Source organism: Niveispirillum irakense DSM 11586, assembly GCF_000429645.1.
GTDB lineage: Bacteria > Pseudomonadota > Alphaproteobacteria > Azospirillales > Azospirillaceae > Niveispirillum > Niveispirillum irakense.
Genome location: NZ_AUCG01000022.1, coordinates 20,488 through 40,047 on the forward strand (window position 1 = coordinate 20,488; position 19,560 = coordinate 40,047).

General features: G+C 63.3%; 15 protein-coding genes. 2 read left to right on the top strand and 13 right to left on the bottom strand.

Features of this window, described 5'->3' with window-relative positions; translation table 11 throughout:
• Positions 1 to 29 precede the first annotated feature (29 nt).
• The 4 genes from G473_RS0110790 to G473_RS31180 form a co-directional block, all read right to left on the bottom strand.
• Positions 30 to 1,070, bottom strand: coding sequence for an SGNH/GDSL hydrolase family protein (locus G473_RS0110790; protein ID WP_029013105.1), 1,041 nt, complete (start codon positions 1,068 to 1,070; stop codon positions 30 to 32).
• Positions 1,071 to 1,101: 31 nt separating this feature from the next.
• The gene (locus G473_RS26360; protein WP_051330148.1) at positions 1,102 to 2,466 is read right to left on the bottom strand and encodes an MBOAT family O-acyltransferase; all 1,365 of its coding nucleotides are present in this window, start codon (positions 2,464 to 2,466) and stop codon (positions 1,102 to 1,104) included.
• Between the two features lie 11 nt (positions 2,467 to 2,477).
• Positions 2,478 to 3,476: an SGNH/GDSL hydrolase family protein gene (locus G473_RS0110800; protein ID WP_154667365.1), complete on the bottom strand. Its 999-nt coding sequence runs from the start codon at positions 3,474 to 3,476 to the stop codon at positions 2,478 to 2,480.
• A 92-nt stretch (positions 3,477 to 3,568) separates the two neighbouring features.
• Complete coding sequence (locus G473_RS31180) at positions 3,569 to 3,721, bottom strand: DUF5989 family protein (protein WP_425411571.1); 153 nt, start codon at positions 3,719 to 3,721, stop codon at positions 3,569 to 3,571.
• Between the two features lie 42 nt (positions 3,722 to 3,763).
• Between G473_RS31180 and G473_RS0110805 the strand changes: the two genes are divergently transcribed.
• Positions 3,764 to 4,273, top strand: a complete 510-nt coding sequence (locus tag G473_RS0110805) for an SxtJ family membrane protein (protein ID WP_154667366.1) — start codon at positions 3,764 to 3,766, stop codon at positions 4,271 to 4,273.
• 39 nt (positions 4,274 to 4,312) lie between these two features.
• Positions 4,313 to 6,166, top strand: a complete 1,854-nt coding sequence (locus G473_RS0110810) for a carbamoyltransferase family protein (RefSeq protein ID WP_029013108.1) — start codon at positions 4,313 to 4,315, stop codon at positions 6,164 to 6,166.
• Positions 6,167 to 6,178: 12 nt separating this feature from the next.
• Here G473_RS0110810 and G473_RS0110815 read toward each other — a convergent pair whose 3' ends face one another.
• From G473_RS0110815 to G473_RS0110855, 9 genes are read right to left on the bottom strand one after another with little or no spacing between them, the layout of a single operon-like run.
• A complete protein-coding gene (locus tag G473_RS0110815; protein ID WP_029013109.1) occupies positions 6,179 to 6,916 on the bottom strand; it encodes a thioesterase II family protein in 738 nt (245 codons plus the stop codon).
• Positions 6,913 to 7,248, bottom strand: coding sequence for an STAS domain-containing protein (locus G473_RS0110820; protein ID WP_029013110.1), 336 nt, complete (start codon positions 7,246 to 7,248; stop codon positions 6,913 to 6,915). Before G473_RS0110820 ends, G473_RS0110815 begins: the two co-directional genes overlap by 4 nt.
• 48 nt (positions 7,249 to 7,296) lie before the next feature.
• On the bottom strand, positions 7,297 to 9,501 hold the full coding sequence (locus G473_RS26365; protein ID WP_051330150.1) for an ABC transporter transmembrane domain-containing protein: 2,205 nt from the start codon (positions 9,499 to 9,501) through the stop codon (positions 7,297 to 7,299).
• Positions 9,502 to 9,534: 33 nt separating this feature from the next.
• On the bottom strand, positions 9,535 to 9,804 hold the full coding sequence (locus G473_RS0110830; RefSeq protein ID WP_029013111.1) for an acyl carrier protein: 270 nt from the start codon (positions 9,802 to 9,804) through the stop codon (positions 9,535 to 9,537).
• Positions 9,801 to 11,633: a fatty acyl-AMP ligase gene (locus tag G473_RS0110835; protein WP_051330151.1), complete on the bottom strand. Its 1,833-nt coding sequence runs from the start codon at positions 11,631 to 11,633 to the stop codon at positions 9,801 to 9,803. Before G473_RS0110835 ends, G473_RS0110830 begins: the two co-directional genes overlap by 4 nt.
• Complete coding sequence (locus G473_RS0110840; RefSeq protein WP_029013113.1) at positions 11,630 to 12,628, bottom strand: LLM class flavin-dependent oxidoreductase; 999 nt, start codon at positions 12,626 to 12,628, stop codon at positions 11,630 to 11,632. Before G473_RS0110840 ends, G473_RS0110835 begins: the two co-directional genes overlap by 4 nt.
• Positions 12,625 to 13,677, bottom strand: coding sequence for a 1-aminocyclopropane-1-carboxylate deaminase/D-cysteine desulfhydrase (locus G473_RS26370; protein ID WP_084437964.1), 1,053 nt, complete (start codon positions 13,675 to 13,677; stop codon positions 12,625 to 12,627). Before G473_RS26370 ends, G473_RS0110840 begins: the two co-directional genes overlap by 4 nt.
• Positions 13,674 to 14,858: a hypothetical protein gene (locus G473_RS26375; protein WP_210163285.1), complete on the bottom strand. Its 1,185-nt coding sequence runs from the start codon at positions 14,856 to 14,858 to the stop codon at positions 13,674 to 13,676. Before G473_RS26375 ends, G473_RS26370 begins: the two co-directional genes overlap by 4 nt.
• Positions 14,855 to 19,549: a non-ribosomal peptide synthetase gene (locus tag G473_RS0110855; protein WP_210163286.1), complete on the bottom strand. Its 4,695-nt coding sequence runs from the start codon at positions 19,547 to 19,549 to the stop codon at positions 14,855 to 14,857. The genes G473_RS26375 and G473_RS0110855 overlap by 4 nt, the downstream gene beginning before the upstream one ends.
• Positions 19,550 to 19,560: the final 11 nt, after the last annotated feature.

A 19,560-nucleotide genomic window follows, 5' to 3' on the forward strand; every position in this document is an offset into this window, starting at 1 on the left:
GGGAGCGGAACGAAGAAGCTTCCCTTCTTTTATTCCTTATTTTCCTTCAGCATTTCTGTCTTCCCCGCTCCAGGAACACCGTAGGACATGATCAGCGGGCCCAATTGATCAGCAATGGCACGGTGGGCGGCCGGGGAGAAATGAGATAACTCGTCAATAAAAGGCTTATCAACCGCATCCAGCGCGTTAGTGAGGTCAATAATACGATTTTCACCTCCCTCCGCGATCAGGCGGCGGAGAGCATCGTAAATAGGCCGGAAGGCCAAATAATGACTATCGCTGAACTGATCAATCGCCGATTGTTCCGCTGTAAGCTGCCGGCTGAACAGGGTTGGTGAAAGAACGACACGCGCCGGCAGATTGAGGCGGTCGGCGGTCGCCAGGGCGGCCAGCATCTCATCATATATAGCGTGAACAAGTGCGTTGGCGCGCTCTGGTTCTGTACAGGCGGCAATTCCCTCCAAATCCGCCGTTTCCGAGGTGGTGACTCGCCGTCCGATGGCCTCAAAAAGCCGCTCAAGTGCGGTTGTGGCTCTTGGCTTGGGGGCCGGTGGCGGTGTCATGCAACGGTCCGCAATTTCCAATATGCTGGCCATAATCAATACTTGGTCGGGAGCAAGACCGCGCGCCGTCAGAAAGGAAAGGCGGATGCGGTTGTTGAACAGAGTCTCACCCGGTACCGCATAATTCATGACCTCCCACTCCGGGTGATCGTGTTCTATCAAGGTTGACAGAATCTGATCATCTGTCACTCCCATCCCGAAAGTCTGCGAAGCACCAAGCAGAAGAATCCGACGATTTGCAGGTGGGTTTGTTGCCTGCCGTGGGGCGCGGCGACCATCCTGCGCGATGGTAAAATTCGGTAATGTGGTTGCAATGGGGGTTTTTCCCATCCCAGGTTCGAAGGCCATTTTGAGATTTGGCCTCACCAGCCCCTCTTGGTTCAACTGCAATTCAACGATTGAATTCCGTATCCATCGCTGGGCGAACAGAGCACCATCAACCATCCCATTCAGCAATGCCAGCAAGATCAAGGTCTTGAGCAAAAAGTCAAAGGCTCTGGCGATCATTGCGGGTCTTTCCGATACGGGAGTGTAAGGATCAAAAATCGAAATAATAGAAAGATGCGGGTTGACTTGAGGCAACTAGGGAGCAAGTTGCAATAATTGACAAGCAAATAGGTGCAGCAATCCAGGCCGGGATTATAGCTGCCAGACCGGTGATCCTGTCGCGTGTGTCCAATCCGTGAAGTATCAATGCTGTTGCGCACAAACCGAGCAGCAAAGGCCAGCCAGCCGGCGCCAGGCCCCAGCCATTTTTTCCAAAAAAAGCGAGCACCATGTCCCCGGCGATGCCCATTGTCGGCGCCCTGAACATAGTCGCTGTCAGGGCAAAAAAGATACACGTATAAAGAACGCCAGATATTCGTAGCCATAGGCGTCCATTTTGGGCTGATCGACTGAAGCCTGTCCAATGTTCAATTACCAAAACTGCACCGTGGGCCGCCCCCCAAAGAATGAAATGCCATGCGGCTCCATGCCAAATGCCTGACACCACCATTGTAAGGAAAATTGCCATGCTGGGCAGGCTTCCGCGCAGCCGGCGAAACAAAGGCATGAAAACATAGTCACGTAACCATAACGTGAGAGTGATATGCCACCGTCGCCATAACTCGGTCAATGATGTCGCCAGATAAGGTGAACGGAAATTTTCTGGGAAAGTGACACCAAACAGCATAGCCAAGGCAATAGCCATATCTGAATAAGCACTAAAATCACAATAAATCTGCACCATGAAGGCCAGTACTGCCAACATAGCCTCAGCGGTCCCCAATATATCTGCTTTCAAATAAGCGGCATCTACATAAACAGCAAGCGGATCAGCGATGACAACTTTCTTCACTATTCCGGCTGTGAATAGGTACAGGGCTGGTATCACGGCAGTACGATCTATGCGCATGCCCGATAATTGGGGGAACATCTGATGGCCGCGCAAAATGGGGCCAGCGATCAGGTGAGGAAAGAAAGTCACATAAACTGAAATTGCCAGGAGAGATGGTGGTTGAGCGGCCTTATCGCGCCGTGAATCCAGGATCAGGCTGACGATGGTAAACGTGACGAATGAGACCCCTAACGGCAATGTCCAAGGAGGCAATGTCCATTCAGTGCCAAGTAACCCATCAACCACAGACAGGAGGAAATGCGTATATTTAAACGCAGCCAGCGGGAGAAGCGTTATGATGATGATGGCGGGGAGCAAACTTGGCCACCGTCGTACGGCGCGTACGCCCGCCCACGCCATCAATACAAAAACAACGATCAGCAGGGCATAAGGGGGATACCACCAAGCATAGAAAAAAAGGCTGGCAAGCGTTGTCCATCCAAGACGAACATTTCCCCTGGTCAGCGCAAAAATAGGGGTAAAGGCAGCCAGAAAAATGAAAAATTCATAATGGTGAAATAGCATCGTTTATACCCTCAATTGCCACCCTGTGAGAGCATACTGAGGATCTTTTCTGCAACAGGCTCTTTTATTTTTGTGAATGCAGCACCATTCAGATGGATGTCATGTCCTGATACCCAGTATTTTTGTGACTCCTCCCCTTTAAAAAGAGGGAAAAGATCGACAAATTCCCAGCCATATGATTCCGTACGGCGTTGGATAATTTCAGTTGCAAAATTGTAAGGATAATTAACAAAGTCATTCGTTTCAGGCAGCATGGCGAAGAGTACTTTATATTTTCCGGCTTTTTGTTCGGATGCGATAGTGATGAATGCACGATCTAATGATGCCGTCATTTTTTCACCGGTCCAATTACGCCGGTAATAAGTAACGAGATCTTCGTGTCCACTTGTCCCACCGGCGACCCGTGTAAAGAAGGCCGAGGCCAGAGCCGCCAGCTGGCTTTTGCGAACCAGCAGGGAGGCGCGGCCCTCTTGCTGAGGATCGGTTGCGCGCATCGTGGGTAGAACGACCAGCAGGTCAGGAGAAAGCCGAGCATTCAGATCATGCCAGCGGGCGGCAAGCTGCTCGAGATTCATATTGCCAATGCCGGCATTCAAAATGACAAAATCCGAACCCAATCGTTCCTGTAGCTGGCCAGCCAGGGTCTCCGCCTCCGGCACACCCCAGCCGAACGTTATTGAATCACCCAGCAAGACGACGACTTTTTTGTCCTTCAGCATGTCTGCGTCAATATCCGGCCCACGTAAGCCCAGATTATTGATGCGGATATTGACATGCTGCAGATCAGCCGATGTTCCTGGGCGATGTTCATGCCCAGGCAAAAACTCAGGTGTCGTTTGTTGCAAAAGATTGGCGTAACGCCACATCTCAATGACGTAATGATCCTGAGATGATGTCGCGACCCGAACCAACATCTCCCCCGCTGCAAAGGCGAGCGCAAAGCTTAAAAACAGCTTAACTGCCTGGAGACCGATAGATTTGACCGCAGTCCCGCCATTGCCCGAAGACATTATTTACCCCCCTCCGCGCAAACGGTTCTCAACCATTCGCGCCTGCCCGAAATGGCAATACTTTGCCTTCATCTGCTGCAAAAGTTCTGAAATTAAAAAACGGTATATATAAACGGCGCCCACGCCGTACCCTGACTTGCACCAAGCAGAATAGATGCGATAAGGAGGACGATGATTGCGGGTATGAATATTATACGTGTTTTTTTGCTAAACAAAAAACGGAATATTTCAAAAAAATTATTCATTTCATCTCTCTCATTTTTATTACGTTAACATCGGATTTTTAGATGCTTAAGATAGAACATTTTTCAGCTTTATGTTTACAAGGGTTTTGGGATTGGATCAAGATAAGTTTGGTTTCTGTGCGATATGCGGGGTGCGCGATGATTGATCCGGTGTCGGCTCGACCAAAGGTGACGATGGGTTCCAATCGGTCGTTTGGGCTGGTTTTTACGGTCGTATTCGCGGTCATTGGGCTTTGGCCGCTGATTGGTGGGAGTGAGCCCAAATGGTCAGCGCTTTATGTGGCTGGTGCGATATTGGCCCTGGCGCTTCTGGTCCCCCGCATCCTTTATTGGCCCAATCGTATCTGGTTCCTGTTTGGCAACCTCCTGCACCGCGTCATGTCTCCGGTGACGATGGGTGTTGTGTACGTTTTTTCGGTGTTGCCGCTGGGTATCCTTTTTCGGTTACTCCGCAAAGATCCACTTCGGCTGCGTTGGGATGCGAACGCGGATAGTTATTGGGTTCCCCGTGATCCGCCATCGGCTTATGGCTCAATGCGGGATCAGTTCTGACAATTCAACGCACTTGTAAGAAAGAACAGGCGGCATATTGTGCGGATATTGGGGATTTCGGCTTTTTACCACGACAGTGCGGCAGCACTGGTCGAGGATGGACGAGTGGTGGCAGCCGCGCAGGAAGAACGGTTTTCGCGCATCCGGCACGATGCCGCTTATCCCGCCCGGGCCATTGATTATTGTTTGGCCGAGGCGGGATGCAAGCTCGCGGCGATTGATCATGTCGTGTTTTTCGACAAGCCGTTTTTGAAGTTCGAGAGACTGTTCGTCACCGCCGTTGCCACGGCGCCGCGTGGCTTTGAGATGTTTCGCACCGCGATGCCGGTCTGGTTGAAGGATAAATTGTTCCAAAAGGACCGGCTCCGCCGTGAACTTGCCGAGCGGGAACCGGAGGTCGATTGGGCATCGCGCCTACTTTTTGCGGAACATCACCAAAGCCATGCCGCGGCCGCCTTCTACCCGTCACCGTTTGAGGAAGCGGCGATCCTGACATTGGACGGGGTGGGCGAATGGGCTACTACATCCATCGCCATTGGCCGGGGCAACCGCATTGAGCCGCTGAACGAGATCCATTTTCCCCATTCGCTGGGCCTGCTCTATTCAGCCGTAACCTATCATCTGGGGTTTAAAGTTAATTCCGGTGAATACAAGGTTATGGGCCTGGCTCCCTATGGGCAGCCCCGGTTCAAGAACCTGCTGATGGAGAAGGTCATTGATGTGAAGGCGGATGGCTCATTCCGCCTTAACCTGGCCTATTTCAGCTATTGCACGGGCCTGCGCATGACCAATGCCAAGTTCGATGCGCTTTTCGGGCGGGCACCCCGGGCAGGTGGCGACGAGCCGTTGGAGCCGTTCCATATGGATCTGGCCGCCAGCGTTCAGGCGGTGACCGAGGAGGTGGTACTGCGCCTGACCCGGTCGCTGGCACGGCAGACGGGGCTGCCCAATCTGTGTCTGGCTGGTGGCGTGGCCTTGAACTGCGTTGCCAATGGCAAGGTGCTGCGCGACGGTGCCTTCCGGAATGTCTGGGTACAGCCGGCAGCAGGTGATGCTGGCGGCGCACTTGGCGCGGCCCTGGCCGCCTGGCACCATCATCTTGACCGGCCCCGGATCGTCGATGCGTCGGCGCAGGACGGGATGGCCGGCGCCTATCTGGGGCCGTCCTTCGATGATGAGGAATGTGCCAAACGGTTGACCCTTGCCGGTGCCCGGTTCGAACGCGCGGTTGATGAAGCCACGTTGATGGCCCGTACCGCTGACGCTCTGGCCGAGGGGCAGGCGGTTGGCTGGTTCCAGGGTCGGATGGAGTTCGGACCCCGCGCCTTGGGCAACAGGTCCATTTTGGGCGATCCGCGCTCCCCAACAATGCGGCGTGATCTCAATCTGAAAATCAAATTCCGGGAAGGATTTCGCCCCTTCGCTCCCGCGGTGCTGCGGGAGGCAGCGGGAGATTGGTTCCAGCTGGAGGGGGACAGCCCCTATATGCTGATCACCACCCCTGTGCTGGAGCGTCACCGGCGTTCGCTGTCCGCTGAACAGGAAGCACGGAAAGGCTTTGATGCGCTATCGGTTGAACGTTCAACCGTGCCGGCCGTGACCCATGTGGATTATTCGGCACGGGTTCAGACGGTTGATGCGCGCACGAATCCCCGGTTCGCTGCCTTGCTGCGCGCTTTCGCGGACCGAACCGGTTGTCCGATGGTTATCAATACCAGTTTCAATGTGCGGGGCGAACCCATCGTCCACACGCCGGAGGAAGCCTTCGCCTGCTTCATGGGCAGTGGCCTTGATATATTGGTGGTTGGGGATTGTATCCTGCGCAAATCCGACCAGGACCCAGACCAACTCAGTAAATATGCTGATCACAAGACACGCTTCGAAGCGGATTGACACATCCACCCTTCACAGCCCCGCTACGATATCGGCGATCAGGCGGGGCCGGTGATCGGACAGGTAGAAATGCCCGCCCGGATAGATCAGCCGGCGGAACGGCCCTGTCGTATGGTCGGCCCAGCCGGCCAGTTCCGCAGCGCTGACCAGCCCATCCTCCTGCCCGCCCAGGGCTGTCAGTGGGCAATTCAGCGGCGGGGCGTTATCGTGCTGATACCCTTCCGCCAGGGCAAGGTCGTCCCGCAACACGGGAAGGATGAGGGACAGGAGTTCCTCATGCGCCCGCACGGCAGCAGGGATGCCGCCATGGCGATCCAGTTCCTCCAGCAGATCGGCCTGCGCCAGACCGGACAGGGGGGCACGGGACAGGGGCAGGTGCGGCGCCCGGAAGGCAGAACAGAAAAGATGGGTCGGCGCCCCTGCCCCCTCCGCCACCAGGGAAAGCGCTGTGCGATAGGCAAGCAGCGCGCCCAGACTGTGCCCAAACAGGGCGAAGGGCCGATCCAGCAGCGGCGCCATGGCCGCCCGCACCCCGTCCACCACCTGCGCGGGATCGGCGCAGCGGGGCGCGCCATAGGCCGCCTCCCGCCCGGGCAAGCGGATGGCAATCAGTTCCACATGGCGCGGCAGCTCCGCCGCCCAGGGCACGAAGAAAGCAGCACCACCGCCGGCATGGTGGAAGCAGAACAGCCTGATATCCGCCTCTGGCCGGGGCTGCGGGCGGACCAGCCACAAGGGCGTCGGTGTCACTTCAGCACATCGACCGCGGCCGCGCGGTCGGGCCGGATGGTGAACAACGCCAGAAACCCGCTGACCCGGAACACCTCCATCACCGGTGCGGCAAGGCCGGCAAGGCACAGCTTGGCCTCCGCCGCCTTCATGCGTTTGGCGGCGATCAGCAGCACCCGCAGTCCGGCGGAGGAAACATAATCAAGGCCGGTGCAGTCGATCACCAGGCCTCCCTGGCTGCCATCGGTCAGCCGCAGCACGGCCTGTTCCGCCAGGGGAGCGGTATTGCTGTCCAGGCGGCCGATGAGTGTCAGGATCGTCACGCCGTCGATCCTCTCTTCGCTAAGGTTCATGTCTCCATATCCGTCATGGCAAGGGGATGCGCGGCCCACCAGCCTGCTTCATATCTCGATACTGTCAAGGATCGCCTCCTTCAGGGCCGCCATCCGGCCATAGGCGGTTGCCTCCACCGTTTCGCGCAGCTTAGGCGTGCTGTCCAGCAGGGCCAGGAAATGTTTGCGGTCAAGGGTCAGACACACCGTATCGGTGATGGTGCGCACGCACCAGGTGCGGGGTACGGGCTCAATCAGGGCCAGTTCGCCGAACCAGTCGCCATCCTCCATCACGCCCAGCACATGTTCCCGCCCTTCACCCCACTGGACATAATTTTCCAGGCGGCCCCGGGCGATGATGTAGAATTTATTGCCGGGATCGCCTTCCTGAAAGACGATGCGGCCGGCGGGAAAGGTTTCCGTCACCAGTTGGCCGGAAAGGGTCCGCAGCACCCCCTCGTCGCAGGCCGCCAGGAACGGGATGTTGCGCAGGCGGTCGGGGGTGATGCTGGCGGTGCCGTCCTGGATGGTGAAGCCGCTCTGCTTGGCCCAGAGGGCGGCGTAAAGGCCATCCTTTTCCAACAACTCATCATGGGTGCCAAGCTCGGCCAGCCGGCCCTTATCCATTACCAGGATCAGATCATAATCGGTGATGTGTTGCAGGCGGTGGGTGACTGACACAACGGTCCAGCCTCCCATCACCTGTTTCAAAGTAGCGTTGATTTCCGTCTCCGTCACCGCATCCAGGGCCGATGTCGCCTCATCCAGGAACAGGACATTGGACCGGCGCAGCAGGGCGCGGGCGATGGCCACGCGCTGGCGCTGCCCGCCCGACAACAGCCCCCCTTGCGAGCCGACGCGCGTCTCGTACCCGGCCGGCAGGTCCAGGATGATATCATGCAGGTTCGCCGCCCTGGCCGCCGCCTCTACTTCCTCATCAGTGGCATCCAGCCGGCCCATGCGGATATTCTCACGGATGCTGGTGTCAAACAGGGCGGTGTTCTGCAAGACGATGCTGGTCTGCTGGCGGAAGGATTCCTCCAGCGTTGTGCGCAGGTCGGTGCCGTCATAGGCGACGATGCCCTTGACCGGGTCATACAGGCGCACCAGCAGCGACAGGACCGTGGATTTGCCGGAACCGGAACTGCCGACAATGGCCACCGTCTTGCCGGCGGGGATGGACAGGGTCACCCCGCGCAGGATCAGATTGTCCGGCGTATAGCCGAATTCCACATCCCGCAGGGTCATTTCCCGGTTAAGCGGGGCCAGCGGCTGCGCATCGGGCGGGTCCACCAGATCCGGCTTGTGGGACAGCACGCCCCGGATACGGTTAAGGCCGCCGGCCCCGTTCATCAGCAGCGGGATGGCCTGGGTCAGTTGGTCCGTCGCCCCGCCGATATTCAACAGCAGGCCGATAAAGGCGATCAGCAGCCCGGTGGTCATATAGCCGCTGGTGGCCAGCCATGCGCCCACCCCCAGCACGATGATCTGCAGCAGGCCTGCCGCCAGCACCGCTGCCCGGCCGACCAGCGATGTCATGTAATGCGCCCGGAATCCCACCCGCCGCAATGTGTCCAGCCGGTCCATAAGCTGGCGCATCCGCTCCCCCCGCAGGTTGAAAGTCCGGATGGCGAGATGGGTCAGGATATTTTCCTGCACGAAGGCGGCCACCTGGGCCTGCTGGTCATCCCGTTGGCGCCCCATTGCCCGCGCGGCGGGTGAAAAGGGGCGCGGCGCCAGGAACAGCAGTGGCATCAGGCCAAGGGCGACCAGAGCCAGCCGCCATTCAATGGCGAACAGCACGATGGTGCTGAGCGTGATGGTCATGAAGCGCATGACAAAGCTGGGAAAAGCCCGGACCAGGGCGGTTTCCACCGCCGCCACATCGGGGCCGAAGCCGGCCACCACATCCCCCTCCGGCACCCTGGCATAAAAGCCCGGCCCCTGGGCCTGGATATGCCGGAACAGCCGTTCCCGCAGGGTGGCGGCATGGTTGGCGCCGATCCGGGCGGTGGTATAATCCTGCACCAGCCCGGCCGCACCATTCAGCGCGTAAAGCCCGCCCAGCAGCAGCAGCAATTCCACCAGAAACGCCATGTCATTCCGGGCAATGGCCCCGTCGAAGATGAATTTGTAAGTCACCGGCAGGGCCAGGTTGAACCCGACCTGGATCACCAGCCCCAGCCCCAGCAGCAGGCCCAGATGCGGCTTGGCAAAGGCGATACGGACCGCCTCCCCCAGGAACGGCACCATGGTGACCTCAGTCTTGCTCATCGGTTTGGTTCCTCCGGGAGGGGCAGGGTTACGTTACCGCTGGGGCAGCGCCATCGCCAGATATGCTGCCAGCCCGGCAATGGTGGGATGGTCCCAGACGATGGTCGCCTCCACCGGGATATGCAACCAATCCTCCAGCTCCGCACTCAACCCCACCGCCATGACGGAGGTGAGGCCGTAGCCGTCCATGGGCTGGTCGGGGTCGATCATATACGCCGGACAGCCGGTCAGGGCGGCGATCCGGTCGATCAGCCGCTGTTCGATCACCAGGGCATCGGGCGGGGCTGTGGGTGCCATATTCATGCTTCCTCCTGGCGGGGGCGTCGTTCCCCCACCGATAGCGGGCTTTTACCGATCATGTCGCCCAGCAGCCGCATCTGTGCCCGTAATTCGCCATAGCGGGTCTTGCCGCTGGTGGTTTTCAGGATCGCACCCGGCAGGGCGATGCGGACATGGTCCAGCGGCAATTCACAGGATTGGGCGGCAACCGTGCGGGCCGCACGCGCCAGGGCCTGAAGGCTGGATTCTGTTTCCCCATCGGGCTGCAGGATCAGCTTGCGGTGGCTGCTGGCAAGTTCCAGCACCGCCACACAACGCTCCCGCCCCTCTCCCGCCCCCTCTGGCATGACCATGGCAAAGACGGCGGCATCGCGGATTTCCGCCAGGGCGGCGCGCAATGCGTCTTCCACATCATGAGGATAGAGGTTGCGGCCATTAACAATCATCATTTCCTTCAGCCGGCCGGTGACCTGGATGCCGCCATCCAGCAGATAGCCCAGATCGCCGGTACGCAGCCACGGACCGGGATCGGCCTGTGGGCCGGCAATGCGGGCGCCGAAGGCGGCGGCCGTGGCGCCGGGATCATTATGGTAGCCATCGGCAACATGCGGCCCCACCACCCAGATTTCCCCCACCGTGCCGTCGGGGCAACGGTGTTGCGTTGCAGGGTCCACCACGGCCAGCCGTGCCCCTGTGGGGGCCCAGCCGCTGCACACGGCGGTCAATGATGGCTGGCCCGGTGCCGGTGGTATGGCCCGGCCCTGGGCCAGGGCGTCGGCGGCAATGGTGCGCAGTGTCGCCCCCTGCCCGGCCCGGCTACCACCGGCCAGCAAGGTCACCTCCGCCATGCCATAGCAGGGATACATGGCGTGCGGCTGGAACCCGGCCACCGCGAAATGGTCGCAGAAGCCCTGAATGGTGGTGGCGCGCACCGGCTCCGCCCCGTTGAAGGCGATCTTCCAGCAGGAAAGGTCCAGGCCCGCCGCATCCTCGGCGCTGGTCCGCTCCACACAAAGCCGATAGGCGAAATCCGGCCCGCCGGCCAGCACGGCGCGGGCATCGCTGATGGCCCGCAGCCAGCGGATGGGCCGCTTCAAAAAGGTGGTGGGCGCCATGGTGAGGGCAGTCCCGCCGACATGCAGCGGCTGAAGCAGGTTACCGATCAGGCCCATATCATGATAATGCGGCATCCAGTTGACGCCGATCAGGTGCCGGTCCATCGCCATTGCCTCGGCGATCATCAACCCGTTGGCGCGCAGGTTGCGGTGCCGCACGACCACGCCCTTGGGCCGGCTGGTGGAACCGGACGTATATTGCAGAAAGGCAATATCCTCCCCCACCGGCGCTGCCGGCACCGGGCGGCCCGTCCCCTGGGCCACCAGTTCATCCACGCTTAACAGATCCAGCCCGGCCAGGGCGGGGGTGGCTGCCATCAACCGGCCGATGGCCTCCCCCTGCCCGGCGGCGGTCAGGATCAACCCTACGCCGGCATTGTCGGCCAGGGCGCCCAGGGTGGTTGCCGGGCGGCCCGGCCGGGGCATGGCGGCGGGAATGGCGATGACCCGCCCGGCCAGACACCCCCAGAAGGCGACCAGGAAATCCAGCCCCGCCGGGAACAGCAGCAGCGCCATGCGCGGCTGGTCCGGGCGGGTGGCGAAATGGCGGTCCAGGGCGGCGGCTACGGCATCGGCACGGCCCATCAGCCCGGCATAATCCAGCCGCTCCACCACACCCGTTTCCAGTTCCGGCAGATAGGCATAGGCGGGGTGGTCAGGCTGCAGCCCGGCATGGGCGCGCACAATATCCAGCATGGTGCCGTCATGATGGGGGTGTGGCGACAAGGCGGGGATCATGCGGGCACCGGCAGGGCTATGGGATGGATCAGGGATGCCATGGCCTCCACCGCAGCAATCCGGCGGGCATGGTCGTGCCAGAGATGGAGCAGGATCACCTCATCAGCCTGGAAGCGGGCCGCCAGGTCCAGCACCTGGGCGCGGCATTCATCCGGGGTGCCGGAAATCACGACGCGCATATCCTCCTTCAACCAGCCTTCGACCAGATGGCGCTGTGCCGCCGCACCCTCTTCTGTGGGCGCGCAGATGCAACTGGCGGCGATGGCCACGCGGCCGCCAGTCTGCCGGGCGCGGAAGGCGGCAGGCACCGAAGGGTCCAGCCGGCTGCCACGGTGGAACAGGGAATAGGCGTAATGGGCGCCCTGATCGGCAGCGGCTGCCGCACTGCCGGGGCCGGACCCCATCACCCAGACCGGCGGGGGTGCTGCGAAAAGCGGGGTGGCAGCATTCGCAAACCGGTGGCCCGGCGGGAAGCGCCCGTGCAGATAATCCACCAGCCGCGCCAGCCGGGGGGCAAACCCGGCCATCAGGCCGGCAATGTCGGGCGCCTCGCCCTCCCCTTGCTGCCCTTCCGTCCCTGCCAGGGCGGCCAGCGCCATATTATCGGCCGGCACGCCGGCGCAGACACCCAGGTCGATCCGGCCCGGTGTCAGTGCCGACAGGGTGCGGAAGGTTTCCGCCACCAGCAACGGGTTGCGGATGGGCAGCAGCAGGGCGGCAGTGCCGATACGCAAACGCCGCGTGCGCTGCGCCAGGGCGGCCACCATTACCTCAGGTGCTGTCCAGCAGAAATGCGCTTCATGATGTTCAGACAACCAGAGCCGGTGATAGCCCAGCCTGTCCAGCCGGTCGGCCAGATCCAGACTGTCGGCAAGCACCTGCGGCCCCGACTGGCCAGGGGCGACAATGCCGAAATCCAGCACGGATTGCAGCAGCGGCGCCGGGGGTGATGGGGGGGATGATGCGTGTGGCACTGGGGGAGATGATGCGGTCACGCCGTTACCTCTTCCAGGCTGCGGGCTTGCATGGCGGTGGATTGCAGGATGCGGTCAAGGTCAGGCTCCACGGCGCTGAACGTGTTCCAGAACAGGACGCGCCGGTTGGTCAGCCCGCCATCGGCCAGCATCGCCAGGGTCTTGGCGGTATAAGTGGTTTCAGTGCGAAAGGCGCCCAGACCGGCCACGTCTTCGGCGGCCCTGTCCGCCACCGGGCCGGCCAGCCCGTAACCGGGGCCGGCGAAATCATCCACCCAGAGCAACTCCCCCCAGCGGGGCGGGGCGGTCAGCCCATGGCGGCGCAGCAGCCGGTCGGTCTCGTGGGCCATGCGCACCATCTTGCGCGGGCCGGTGACGATCATCGGCACCATGCGCACCGCCACCATCCGCACCGGCACCCCGGCCAGGGCAAAGCCCAGATAGACGCCAGCCGCCGTGGCGCAGGTGCCGGTCGGGACCACCACATCATGGGGTAAGGGCAGCCTTCCGGCCTGGATGTCGGCCGCCACCTCCAGCGCGCCCTCCACCACCCCCATCACGCCCAGCGGGTGGTTGGACCCTGGCGGTATCCAATAGGGGCGGTTGTGGCCCAGCCGACCCAGCCGCGCCCGCAGCATCGCCAGCGGCACGGCGGGAAAGCTGGCACAGCGCAGCACCTCCATCCCCAGGGCCGGCAACAGCCGCCGGTTCAGCGCGATTTCCGCCACGTCCGGCTGGGGCGTCAGCACAGCGCGGGTGCGGAACCCGGCCTGCCGGCCAAAAACCGCCGTGGCCAGCACCTGATGGCTGCCATAGGGCCCCATGGTGGCGACCCCGTCGGCACCTTCGCCCTGCGCCTGCCCCAGGAAAAATTCCAGGTTGCGCACCTTGCTGCCGCCATAGACGGGATTGGTCAGGTCGTCTCGCTTGACCCAGAGCGCGCTCTGCCCCCAGCGGCGGGCCAGGGCCGGCTCCTCCGTCACCGGGGTGGCGCTGGCCAGCAGGTCCAGGGGGCGGACGAAACCGTCCAGATCCGGCACAAGGCGGGGCAGATGGCGGGTGCGGCTCACCGGTGGCCCCCCGTCGCCAGGGTGCCCAGCCCCGCCAGGCGCGCCAGTTCCCCCGGCAAGGCAGGGGCGGCGGGGCGGGCGCGCAGCACGGCCAGGATACGCGGATCGGCCCCGCCCAGCCCTTCCACCCGGGCGGCCAGATCGGGCAGCAGCCGGTGCAGCAGCAGGACCATGACCAGCGACGGGTTGCGATATTCCGCCTCCACATCCGGGCTGTCACCCAGCAGAAACTGGCGGCAGGTTTTGGCAAGATCGGCCAGGGCTACCATCAATGTCTCCAGGAAGATGCGGTCTTCGGCCACCGTCTCCACCCGGCAGATGGACCCCATATCCACCAGCCCGCCATCAATCACGGCATTTTTCATCTCCAGGCAATGGCCCACACCGATGCTTTCCACACTGCCCGGCAGGAAGCCCAGCACCAGCAGCCGGGCCAGCAGATCCAGCCAGCCTTCCAATGCGGCTTCCACCCCGGTCAGGCCGGACAGCCGGGCCTGCCAGCCGTTACCGGGTCGCCCTGCCAGCAATTCAGGCAGATGGGCCACCCGCAGCGGTACGGCCGGGTAATGATAGATCACGCAGCCCAGCCCATCGGCGGCCACCCGCTCCACCGTGCGGCGGGCACGGCCCGACAGAAGCGGGCTCAGACGGCGCAGATAGGCATCCATCACCGCATCGGGCCAGCGCAGCGCCAGCAGGGGCAGGGGCACGCGGGCCAGGGTGCCGAAACGGGCCAGATGGGCCTGCTGCACGGCGGCGGCGGCGTGGACATCCTCCAAAGCCTCCTCCACCGGCAAAGCCAGCGGCACCTTCTGTTCATTCAGCGGGAAATGTTCCAGGGCGGAGAAGAGGGACCGGCCGCGGCCCGGAAACTCAATCCGGTAGCTGCCCAGCATCCGCAGATGCGTATCTACATCGCCGGCCATGATCTCGCTGCCCTTGACCGCAATCACCCCATCCGGGCGGCGCAGATAAAAGGCGCGCAGATGGCGATAGGGCCGCACCGCCCCGACCCCGTCGAAGGGGGAAATGCTGTGCGCCACCGGCACCGCCGCCCGCAAGGGGGCAATGGCATTGGCCAGTGCCGGCATGGCGGCCAGCAGGTCGGGAGCGGCGGCCGCCACATCCCACAATACCGCCCCGACCGGGTGGGGCGTGGTATCCGGATCGGCCATCATCATGCCTCACCCCCTGGCCGGCGAAGCTGGCGCAACCGGTCCAGCCCGGCGCGGCGCAGGGTCTGGCGGCCCAGTTCCGCCCGCTGCGCCTGCCCCGCTGCCAGCAGGGCAGCAAGGTCGGTGCTGGTCACGGTCGGGCTGCGCGATACCAGCGCCAGCACGGCCTGCATGTCAGCCACGATCCCGTCCGCTGTAGCAGGGGTGAACAGGTCGGTCGCATATTCCAGCGTCCCGGTCAGCCCGTCGCGCTCCGTCAGGGTCATCAGCAGGTCATATTTGGCCGTCCCCGTTTCCACCTCCACCGGGTCGATGCGCAGATGCCGGCTGTCCAGCGCCGCAAACGGCGTGTTCTGCAGCACGAATTTGACCTGGAACAGGGGCATGCGTCCCGGATCGCGCGGCGGGTTCAGGGTGCGCACCAGCGTGTCGAACGGCACATCCTGGTGGAAAAACCCGTCCAGCACCCGTCGCCGCACCGCGCGCAGCATGTCGCGGAAACTGGCGGTGCCGGCCAGATCGACCCGCAGCACCAGTTGGTTGACAAAGAAGCCGATCATCCGTTCGGCCGCCGGATGGGTGCGCCCGGCAAGGTCGGTCCCGACCACCAGATCATCCTGCCCGCTGCGTTGCCGCAGCACGGTCAGGAAGGCGGCCAGGGTGACCATGAACAGGGTACATCCCTCCTGCCGGGCCAGCAGCGCCAGATCGCCGGCAATGGCGGCCGGCACCTGAAAGCGGGTGAGCGCGCCGGTAAAGCGCTGCTGCGCCGGGCGGGGCCGGTCGGTGGGCAGGGCCAGGGTGGGCAGGCAGGCCAGGGTTTCGCGCCAATAGGCCAGTTGGCGTTCCATCTCCCCGCCCGCCAGCCGTGTGGCCTGCCACGCGCCCAGATCGGCATATTGCACCGCCAGCGGCACCGGATCGGGCAGCATCCCTTCAACGCCAGCATCATAGGCGGCCAGCAGTTCAGCCGCAAAAATGCCGATCGACCAGCCATCGGCCGCCGCATGGTCCATCAGTACCAGCACCAGGGCGCGGTCAGGCCCCGTCAGCGCCAGCAGCACCCGGAAGGGCAGTTCCCGCGCCAGATCGAAGGGCTGGCGCGTTTGTGCCGCCGCCAGGGCCAGCGCCTCCCCATCCGGGTCGGCACTGGCGGTCAGGTCCACCACCTGCACGGGCGGCGGGGTTGCGGGGTCGGCGGGGACCAGCATGGGCCGACCCTCTTCCTCCACAATAAGGCTGCGCAGGATCTCATGCCGGGCCATGACATGGGCCACCGCCCCTTCCAGGGCCGCCACATCCACATGGCCCGCCAGCCTTGCCGCCAGCACGATGGTATAGAACGGGCTGTCCGGTTCCAGCCGGTGCAGGAACCATAACCGTTCCTGCGCCGGGGATAGCGGCAAGGGCCGGTCACGGCGCAGACAGGGGATTTCCCCGTCCAGGCAAGCCGTACCGGGTGCGCCGTTCCCGCCCCCTTGGGCACGGATGGCAGCACTGAGTGACCGGACATTGGGATGCTGGAACAGCAGCGCCAGCGGCAGGTCCAGCCCCAGGGCCAGGCGCAGCCGGGCAATAACGGCGGTGGCGCGCAGCGAATGGCCGCCCAGGGCGAAGAAATCCCCGTCCAGCGGCACCGTTTCCAGCCCCAGCACATCGGCCCAGATGCCGGAAACCAGTTCCTGCACCGGGTCGGTGACGATGTCTTTTTCCGCCTGCGCCCGCCGGGGGGCGGGCAGGGCCTTGCGGTCCACCTTACCATTGGCACTGACCGGCAGCCCGTCCAGCAGCAGCAGATGCGCCGGCACCATCGGCGGTGGCAGCAATGCCCGCAAATGGCTGGTCAGGTCGGATACAGACGGGGCCGTACCGGGGCGCGGCACGGCATAGGCCACGATCTCCCGTTCCTCCTGCCCGCCGGCGGGGCCGCCGCTGCCGGTAATGTGCAGGGCGGCCACGGCATCCTGCACATCGGGATGGCGGGCCAAGGCGGCCTCGATTTCCCCCAACTCAATCCGGAAGCCCCTTATCTTGACCTGATGATCGTCGCGGCCCAGGAACTCCATCGTCCCGTCGCCATCAAACCGGGCGCGGTCACCGGTGCGGTACATCCGGGCGCCGGGACGGTCGCTATAGGGATCGGGGATGAACCGTTCTGCCGTCAGTGCCGGCTGGCCGGCATAGCCGTCGCACAGACATTCGCCGCCAATATACAGATCCCCCGGCACACCGGGGGGGACGGGGGCCAGGGCCTTGTCCAGAATGTAATAACGGGCATTCTGGATCGGTCTTCCATAAGGGATGCTGCGCCAGTCCGGATCGACCCGATCCACGATATGGTAATTGGACCAGATCGTTGCCTCCGTCGCGCCCCCCAGGGCAACGACGGTGACACCCGGAAAGCAGGCCCGCATCCGGTCCGGCAAGGGCAGCGGCACCCAGTCGCCGCTGCAGAAGATCAGGCGCAGGCGGCTATCGGCCACGCGCTCGGGCAAGAGCGGGTGCAACTGCCACAGGGCCGCCGGTGCGCTGTCCCAGAAGGTCACCGGTTCGGTCGCCAGGATGTGGGCCAGACGGTCGGGGTCTTCCACCTCTCCATCATCGGCGATGCGGATCGACCCGCCGGCCGCCAGGATGCCGAATATATCATAGACGGAGAGATCGAAGGCGGGTGAGGTGACGAACAGCATCCGGTCGGCCGGGCCGACGGCGAAGGTGCTGTTCACCCATTCGATCAGGTTGATGGCGGGCCGGTGCCGAACCATCACCCCCTTGGGCCGGCCGGTGGAACCGGACGTGAAGATCACATAGGCCAGATCGCCCGATGCCCCCCGGTCGGCCTCCGCCGGCACCTCCTGCCCCGATAGGGCCGCCATTTCCGCCACCAGCAGGGTGACCGGCCGTCCCGGCGGGCTGCTGGCCGCATCGGCTTGCAGCGATACGGAAGTCACGATACAGCCGATATCCAGCGTATCCAGGATATCCCGCACCCGCGCCGGTGGCAGGCCAAGGGTTAGCGGCACATAGGCCCGGCCGCTGCGCAGGATGCCCAGCAGGGCTGCCACCAGATAGCGATCCCGCAGCATCCGCACGGCGATGGGTGCCCCCGCCGGCACGCCGGCCGCATTGATCCGCGCGGCGATGGCCCGGCTCAACCGGTCCAGTTCGGCATAGGTGACGGGACCGTCCCGATCGCTCAGCGCCTCGGCGGCGGGGGTGCGGGCGGCTTGTTTCAGGAACAGGCCATGCAGCGTGGCATCCTGGTCATAAGGGATGGCCGTATCATTCCAGGTGTGAAGGATCAGGTCGCGTTCCGGTGCTGTCAGCAGCGCCAGTTCTGACAGGTCGCCCGCCGGATCGGTCCCGGCTACGCCGGCCATCCCGTCCAGCAGAACCTGAAACTGCGCCAGGATGCGCTGCCCTTCCGCCATATTGATGCGGGTGCGATCCACGATCAGCCGCAGGGCCAGCCCATCGGGGCCAGGTTCTACCAATAGGGTCAGGGGATAATTCGCCCGCTCCTCCACCCGCGCGGCGGCAAGGCGCAGGGGGGCATCGGCGGGGGCGGCATCCACCGGATAATTCTCATAAACCAGGATACTGTCGAACAGGGGTACACCCGCCGGCAGGCCGGATACGGCCTGGATATCGGACAGGGCCGCCTGTTCGTGCGGGCGGGTCCGGGCCAGCCGGTCCTGGACCAGACGCAGCCAGTCCCCCAGATTGCCCGCCGCCGGGACGGCCACGCGCAGCGGCACCGTGTTGATGCACAGGCCAACCAGACGGTCAGCGCCGGCCAGATCGGCCGGCCGGCCCGCCACAGTGATACCGAAAACCACCTCCCCCACCGATGCCCGGCGGGCCAGCAGCAAGGCCCAGGCGGCAAATAGCGGCACGCCGGGCGACACGCCATGGCGCCTTGCCAAACGCTCCAGCCCCGCCCGCAGATCGGTGCCAAGCTGCCGGTCCAGGGGCACATAATCGCCCCCTACGGTCCCGCTTTCACGCCGCCGGTCACCCACCAGCGGGGTCGGCTGGTCGATCCCGGCCAGTTCTGCCCGCCAGAAATCCAGATCACCCTGCCGGTCCCCCCTTCCCAGACGCGCCACCAGATCGGCATAGGTCGGCGCCGGGGCCAGGGTGGGCGGCTGCCCGGCACAGCAGGCGGCATACAGGGCCACCAGTTCATTCAGCAGGATGCCCGTGGACCAGCCATCCAGGATCAGGTGATGGTGGCTCAACAACAGCAGATGCCGGTCGGGACCGCGCCGCACCATCGTCAACCGCAGCAGCGGCGCCTTGGCGGGATTGAAGGGCTGCGCCCGGTCCTGGACCAGATGCGCTTCCAGCCGCTGCGCCGCTGCCGCCTCGTCCAGCCCGGACCAGTCTTCCCATGTTACGGGCGCGGTGATGGTGCGTAAAATGACCTGACGCGGATCTTCCCGCCGTTCCCACAGAAAAGCGGCGCGCAGGGCCTGATGCCGGGCGATCAGATCAGCCCAGGCAGCAGCAAACGGGTCTGGCCGCACGTCCCCTTCCAGTTCCGCCACAAGCTGCTGAAAGAAGACGGCCGATGCCGGGTCCAGCAGGCTATGGAACAGCATGCCCTGCTGCATCGGCGTCAAGGGCAGCACCTGTTCGATCCCCGGCGGGGTGGGGCTGGGGCCGAGGGGAATGGTGGGGGTGAGTGTGGTCATGGTCATTTCCG

Bases quoted from the DNA above. Each gene is read 5' to 3' on its own strand.
- G473_RS0110790 (WP_029013105.1), bottom strand. From the start codon at position 1,070: ATGATCGCCAGAGCCTTTGACTTTTTGCTCAAGACCTTGATCTTGCTG.
- G473_RS26360 (WP_051330148.1), bottom strand. From the start codon at position 2,466: ATGCTATTTCACCATTATGAATTTTTCATTTTTCTGGCTGCCTTTACC.
- G473_RS0110800 (WP_154667365.1), bottom strand. From the start codon at position 3,476: ATGTCTTCGGGCAATGGCGGGACTGCGGTCAAATCTATCGGTCTCCAG.
- G473_RS31180 (WP_425411571.1), bottom strand. From the start codon at position 3,721: ATGAATAATTTTTTTGAAATATTCCGTTTTTTGTTTAGCAAAAAAACA.
- G473_RS0110805 (WP_154667366.1), top strand. From the start codon at position 3,764: ATGCTTAAGATAGAACATTTTTCAGCTTTATGTTTACAAGGGTTTTGG.
- G473_RS0110820 (WP_029013110.1), bottom strand. From the start codon at position 7,248: ATGAACCTTAGCGAAGAGAGGATCGACGGCGTGACGATCCTGACACTC.
- G473_RS26365 (WP_051330150.1), bottom strand. From the start codon at position 9,501: ATGAGCAAGACTGAGGTCACCATGGTGCCGTTCCTGGGGGAGGCGGTC.
- G473_RS0110830 (WP_029013111.1), bottom strand. From the start codon at position 9,804: ATGAATATGGCACCCACAGCCCCGCCCGATGCCCTGGTGATCGAACAG.
- G473_RS0110835 (WP_051330151.1), bottom strand. From the start codon at position 11,633: ATGATCCCCGCCTTGTCGCCACACCCCCATCATGACGGCACCATGCTG.
- G473_RS26375 (WP_210163285.1), bottom strand. From the start codon at position 14,858: ATGATGATGGCCGATCCGGATACCACGCCCCACCCGGTCGGGGCGGTA.
- G473_RS0110855 (WP_210163286.1), bottom strand. From the start codon at position 19,549: ATGACCACACTCACCCCCACCATTCCCCTCGGCCCCAGCCCCACCCCG.